Annotated in this window: 6 protein-coding genes; 2 read left to right on the top strand and 4 right to left on the bottom strand. The window is 32.8% G+C overall.

What is annotated here, in order from left to right:
- Positions 1–105 precede the first annotated feature (105 nt).
- Complete coding sequence (locus BN349_RS00160) at positions 106–999, bottom strand: putative RNA methyltransferase (protein WP_026089098.1); 894 nt, start codon at positions 997–999, stop codon at positions 106–108.
- Positions 1000–1473: 474 nt separating this feature from the next.
- Between BN349_RS00160 and BN349_RS00155 the strand changes: the two genes are divergently transcribed.
- Positions 1474–1932: a helix-turn-helix domain-containing protein gene (locus BN349_RS00155; RefSeq protein WP_019240231.1), complete on the top strand. Its 459-nt coding sequence runs from the start codon at positions 1474–1476 to the stop codon at positions 1930–1932.
- Between the two features lie 90 nt (positions 1933–2022).
- On the opposite strand, the gene BN349_RS00150 is transcribed toward BN349_RS00155, so the two are convergent.
- From BN349_RS00150 to fmdA, 3 genes are all read right to left on the bottom strand, one after another.
- The gene (locus tag BN349_RS00150; protein WP_019240230.1) at positions 2023–2205 is read right to left on the bottom strand and encodes a hypothetical protein; all 183 of its coding nucleotides are present in this window, start codon (positions 2203–2205) and stop codon (positions 2023–2025) included.
- A 91-nt stretch (positions 2206–2296) separates the two neighbouring features.
- The gene (locus tag BN349_RS00145; protein ID WP_019240229.1) at positions 2297–2569 is read right to left on the bottom strand and encodes an FmdB family zinc ribbon protein; all 273 of its coding nucleotides are present in this window, start codon (positions 2567–2569) and stop codon (positions 2297–2299) included.
- Between the two features lie 24 nt (positions 2570–2593).
- Entirely contained in the window at positions 2594–3772 is a 1179-nt protein-coding gene (gene fmdA / locus BN349_RS00140; RefSeq protein ID WP_019240228.1) for a formamidase, read from the bottom strand.
- A gap of 377 nt (positions 3773–4149) precedes the next feature.
- Here fmdA and helD point away from each other — a divergent pair, with 377 nt between their 5' ends.
- Entirely contained in the window at positions 4150–6501 is a 2352-nt protein-coding gene (helD, locus tag BN349_RS00135; protein WP_026089097.1) for an RNA polymerase recycling motor HelD, read from the top strand.
- Positions 6502–6643: the final 142 nt, after the last annotated feature.

The raw sequence follows: 6643 nt of genomic DNA, 5'->3' as shown, positions 1-6643 counted from the left end.
TTTTTTTATGGCATTTTCATATTACTCCTAATATCAACTCAAGAGTAAATAAGCATATAACAAAAGGAAAGAACATTGACCGTCAAAATATCTTAAAAGGACTTTTCAATTATTTTTTGAACAACCACTTCCAATTAATATATCTACATCAACGGTTATCTTAGCAGTATTTCTATTTAAAAATGTTTGTACTTGTTCGTCAGTTGTTGCCCATGTTAAAGGAGTCATTTGCACTAACAACCCTAGCATATCTTTTTCTAGTTCCATCGCATAACAGACTCTCAATTGGGTCACCATCTGATAGCTCTCTTTAAATCTTTCAACTGTATCTACATTAGAATAAGATTGTTTTTCAGTATTATCAAAAATACTTTCTCTTAGCTCATGCAAATAACCGCTTTGTGGGACTACTTTGATGACCATTCCATCTTCTTTTAGAAGCCTATTAAATTCTTCATAATTAGACGGAGAGAGGATATTAAGAATAGTATCAAATTGTTTATCTTTAAATGGTGTATTGGCAAGATCAGCAACGCACCAAATCTTGTTCATATGATACTTCGAGGCTACATTTATTCCTTCTTTAGATAAATCAATACCTACTCCGACAAACTTATTATCATTATTTGTTTGTAAGATATTACTTATCTGATTGAGATGTGATCCATCTCCACAACCAGTATCAAGAATAGTAAAAGTTCCTGTTTTTAAAGAGGCATGCTGCTGAATAATTTTCGCAATCTCTTCACACACTGGCTCAAAGAAACCACTTTCCGTCATCAGCCTTCTTCTTGCTTCAAATAAATTCTTCTCATACTTTGTTTTCACTGGATTTTTCAATAAATTAACGTATCCTTGTTTCGTAAAATCAAAGGTATGCTTATTTTCACATACTAGACTTTTTTCATCCATCACTTTCATAGGCGAATGACAAATCGGGCACCTAAAAATAAATTCATTGTCCTGCACATATTTCGAACTCATCGTTTTTTTCGTCATTTTGGACACCAAAAACACCTCAATCATCCATTTTATTCGTTTATGTATTCTAGAAATTTTCAGCACCATATAGTAAACAGCAAATCGTATATAGAGGTTAAATTCTGTAACGAATGAATGGACTAACCATAACATAAACATTATTTACTTTATGATTTTAGCAAAGTTAAATTATATATGTAAACAAACACTCTAATCCATTTAAAATTTCGCTTTTTTCAACTAAACCCTGTTATATTTAAATAAAAAATAGTTTAAATCAACAAACAACGAGAAAGATTAGGATCCACTATGAGAACCGAGAGTGAAGTTCAAGCAATCACCCATGGCAAGTAAACGGATTCTATACATTACGATGATGAGCTTTATGCATCTTCATCAAGAAATTGTTAATCATTACATATAATCGTTTAAAATATTAAGTGTAATGTTACACTTAGAATAACATTATTCTCCAGGGGGACATTGATATTTATGAATAAAGAAGACGTAATTACTATCATTTCAAACAGAATGAAACTTATTCGAAACGAAAATAATTATACACAAGATAAAATGGCGGAAATACTCGGTATCTCAAAGAAAACATTGGTTCAAATTGAAAAAGGAAGAACATCCGCTACATGGACATGTGTAGTTGCAACATGTTGCTTATTTTCACATTCTGAAATTATTCAAAGTAAGCTTGGAAATGAACCATTAGAAGTCATTGAAACATTGGCCCATGAGAGAATTGTTAGTCCTAAGGAAAAGACAATGGGAGGAAAAGTTTGGTGGAAAACAATAAAAAAAGATCAAACTTTCATTTTGCAACAAAATATCATTAGTCAGCATTATCGTATCATTGATACGGACCATTATCGTTGGTTTAGCTCTTTTGATAAAGATGAAGCAGTTCGCTATTTTAACGATTTAATACATCAAATTGACTAATGTTATCCTATATAACCGATCGTATCCAACTGCCTAATACTGGTTATATATGACTTTACTATTTTCAACCTAAAACCAGTATATATTCTCTTATTTACATAAACATAAATAGACTAACTGATACTTTTTAAAGTTATTATAAATTCCATGTTCATTATGTGTATCTGTAATATCAGAAGCTACTTCTTTTAATTTCTCATATATATGTTTTGCAATGTCTACTCGAATATAATCCATCATTGGATTCGAAGTAATAATGAATATGCTTATCATCTAAATGCTCTACTAACTCAAAAGAAAAGCACAAAAAGGAATCTTATCCATTTTGTGCTTTTCTAAATATTGATAGAAATAACGTCTTTCTTTACTGACCTACCTGCCACGGACGACTGATTTGTGGTTTCCGCTTTCTATGTTTCGGACCTAATTCTTCTTTTGTCATTCTTCTAGGTTCCATTCCTTTTTCAACTCGATTACGTACTTCCTTTGAATATGAGAATAAATTAGGGGGCTGGTAAATACGCGAAGCCTCCTGCAGACAATCAGGACATTGCATCTTTTCTTTATAGTCTGCCATGGATTTTAAGAAAAGTGTGAACTCGCCACAATCGCTACATTTAAAGGTATAACTCGGCATGGAAAGTCCCCCTTTAACCATCTATTATTTTGGATCAATATCTTTATCAAATATTTGAGTCGGAATAGCTACTGTACAACATGCATTCGGAATATCTACGATACCACTAATTCGCCCTTCAATAGGAGCCGTACTTAAGAGCATATATGCCTGCTCCCCTGTATAACCTAATGTTTTTAAATATTCAATCGCATTTAAACAAGCTCGACGGTACGCAATATGCGCATCTAAATAATGTTGTTTACCTGTAAACTCATCTACTGAAATTCCTTCAAATACTAAATAATCAGAGTAATTAGGTTCTACTGGACCTGGTTTGAAGATAGGGTTATCTTTTATTTTATACTTCGCCATTCCACCTTTAATTACATCGACGCGAAGATCAATCCACCCCGCCATTTCAATTCCACCACAAAAAGTGATCTCACCATCTCCTTGTGAAAAATGGAGATCACCTACTGAAAGTTTCGCACCATCAACAAACACCGGGAAATAGATTCTTGAACCCTTGGACAAATTCTTAATATCACAGTTTCCACCATTTTCTCTTGGAGGGACAGTTCGCGCCCCTTCTTTAGCAACGCGATCAAATTCCGCTCCTTTTAACGTGCCTAACACTGCATACTCCGATTGTGGAGATGTCGCAAGTTCAGGTACGCGGTCAGGATCTGTCATCTTCAATTCATTTTCTCTTTTATTCCACTCTTGCAAAAGTTCCATTGAAGGAGCTACACCTATTAACCCCGGATGAATTAGCCCTGCGAACTTTACACCTGGCACATGCCTTGAAGTTGTATAAATACCTTCGAAATCCCAAATAGATTTCGCCGCTTCTGGAAAATGTTCCGTTAAAAAACTACCACCATTTTCCTTCGCAAAAATCCCATTGAACCCCCATTCAGATTCAACAAATGCACCAATATCCAAAATATCAACAACTAGTAAATCTCCTGGTTCTGCTCCATTTACATAAACCGGTCCGCTTAATACATGTACTCGCGGCAAAATAACATTTCTAATGTCGCTAGGATCGTCATTGTTGCTAATTTGTCCATCAGTCCAATCTTTACAGTCCATACGAAAAGATTGACCAGGCTCCACCGAAAAAGCAGCTGGAATATCTGGATGCCAACGATTATGTCCCGGATGCGCTTGCTGCTCCATTGGTTTACTGAGATCAAGTTTAAACAAAGTTTTTGGCATGTTACTCCTCCTTCAATCTATTAATCTATGAAGTTAGAATATGTGTACGCCTTCATCTTAACCTTTATGGAAAAATTAGTCAATTATACCTTTTTATACAATCAACTTAAATTGAGAGTTACTTTCAACCCAATGGATAAAATTCATAATCAATGAATTCACGCTATATAAAAAAGCTCCAATGAAAACTTGTGTTTCATTGGAGCTTATATCATTAGACCTATAGACGGCACTTATTTATATGTATTGAAATCAAATATGGATTATGTTATCATGAAATATAGTCGATTTCGAATCAAAAAATGACAAATCTCTACAAATACTATTTTACACCTACAAACACCGTTTGTCAACTATTTTATTGGAGCGTGATAATGATGAATCAACGAAGTCAAGATATACAGTCAGAAGAAGCACGTATTCAAAATGTTTTACATGTCATTAATAAAAAAATTGGCAACTTAAAAGGTGATTCAACTGAAATAAAAACAGATGTTATTCATCTAAGAAAAACCTTTTGGGATGATGTAACAGTTAATGTAGATAACCTTGAGGATGCGGTTGAAACATTAGCAAGCATTAAACAGCAATCTGAACTTCTATCAGAAAGAGAACGCACGCATAAACAATTCGATAAACAACTTAAATCATTATCTTTACTGAAGGAATCACCTTATTTCGGTAGAGTAGATTTTTTAGAAAACGGAGAAAAAAATTCTGATGTAGTATACCTCGGTACAGCTTCTTTAATGGATGAAAACGGAGAAAATTTCCTCATCTATGATTGGAGAGCACCAATATCAAGTATTTATTATGATTACTCTCCAGGACCTGCACAATATGAAACATTAGACGGTACGATTAAAGGTAATATGGAACTGAAAAGACAGTTTATCATAAAAAATGGTCATTTAAAAAGCATGTTTGATACCGGTGTTACAATTGGTGATGAATTACTAAAAGAAGTATTAGGAAATAATGCTGATAATCAAATGAAAAATATCGTCGCAACCATTCAAAAAGAGCAAAATCAAATTATTCGAAATGAAAAAAATAAATATTTAATTGTTCAAGGTGTTGCAGGTAGTGGTAAAACATCAGCCGCTCTTCAACGTGTCGCCTATTTACTTTATCGTCATATAAATAAACTTACGGCTGATCATATTATGCTTTTTTCACCCAATCCTTTATTTAACAGTTACGTATCTACTGTTCTTCCAAATCTGGGTGAAGATAATATGCAACAGTCAACTTTTCAAGATTTTTTAGAACAACAAATTGGTAAAAAAATAACTATAGAAAACGCTTTTACGCAAATGGAGTATGTACTTACACACGAGCACGATAAATTATACCAAGCAAGAATAACAGGAATTCAGTTTAAAGCGAGCATGCCATTTATAAAAATCATGGATCAATATATCTCTTCATTGTCTAAAAAAAATATGAAGTGGAAAGATATATCATTCCGCAATCAAATTCTCGTTAGCTCTGATCAAATTGGTCAATATTTTTATTCTTTAGATGAAACCATCTCCATTCCAAATCGCATACAATCAGTTTCAAATTGGTTACTAAAGGAAATACGTCAAAAAGAAAAAAATGAAAGAGACAAGGATTGGGTAGCAGATCAAATTGAACTTTTAGATTCAGATGAATACACTCAAGTTTACCAAGAACTTCAGAAGAAAAAAGCATTTTCAGAGAACAGCTTCAATGATTTTGATCGTGAGAGAAAAATGCTAGCTAAAAAAGTAGTTCAAAGACAATTCAAACCTATTAGAAAAATGATTAAGAAACTCAAATTTATTGATTTAAAAACGATCTATTCTCAACTATTTATGCAAGAAAAATGGAAGTCAGATAAATTTGATTTTGACCTTCCTATGGAATGGTCAAATATTTGCACATATACTTTACATTATATAAAAGAAAACACCTTAACATTTGAAGATGCTACTCCTTATTTATACTTAAAAGCGAGATTAGAAGGGCCAAATTCGAATAATTCCATTAAACACTTATTTATAGATGAAGCTCAGGATTATTCTCCTTTTCAATTTACCATTTTAAAACAATTCTTCCCGTCATGTAAAATGACAATACTAGGAGATTTTAATCAAGCTATCTATGCTCAATCCATAAATGCTCCAACCCTTTTATCAAATGAATTATACGAGGATCATCAAGCTGAAAAAATGGAACTTCTAAAAAGCTATCGCTCTACACGCCAAATTGTCGAATTCACAAAAAATTTATTAGAGTCAGGAAATAAATTTGAAGCTTTTAATAGAAATGGCCAAAAACCTAGCATTACATTAGTCACAAATTCTGAAGAATTACACGAAAAAATAAGTGAGAGAATTCAGGATTTACAAAGAAAAGGACATCAAACCATTGCGGTCATATGCAAAAACAACCAAGAATGCACCGAGGCGTACGAACAGCTAAAGAGTATGATTCCTATTCAATTATTAGATGATACAACCTATTCATTCAATAAAGGAACTGTCATAATACCTTCTTATCTATCGAAAGGTATCGAATTCGACGCTGTTATTATTTATGATGCCTCTATTCATAAATACAATAGAGAAATAGAACGGAAACTTTTTTATACCGCTTGTACCCGAGCGATGCATGAATTACACTTGTTTGCCATAGAACAGGTCAGTCCATTTTTAGATACCGTCTCAAAGGAATATTATGAAAGTTATACAATTAAATAAATAAATAAATCCAATCGGTAGAATGTGACTTCTACCGATTTTTAGTTAACTTAAATTCGTAAGACAACTAAATCATGAATCAAACCTAATCCAAATAACATTTAAAGGTCATTTTCTGTCGAGAGAGAAATATACCTTATAG

It is taken from the genome of Bacillus sp. AP8 (genome assembly GCF_000321185.1).
Taxonomy (GTDB): domain Bacteria; phylum Bacillota; class Bacilli; order Bacillales; family DSM-1321; genus Bacillus_AD; species Bacillus_AD massilioanorexius.
The sequence above is the reverse complement of the archived record's forward strand: the minus strand, read 5'-3'. Positions and strand labels throughout refer to the sequence as shown.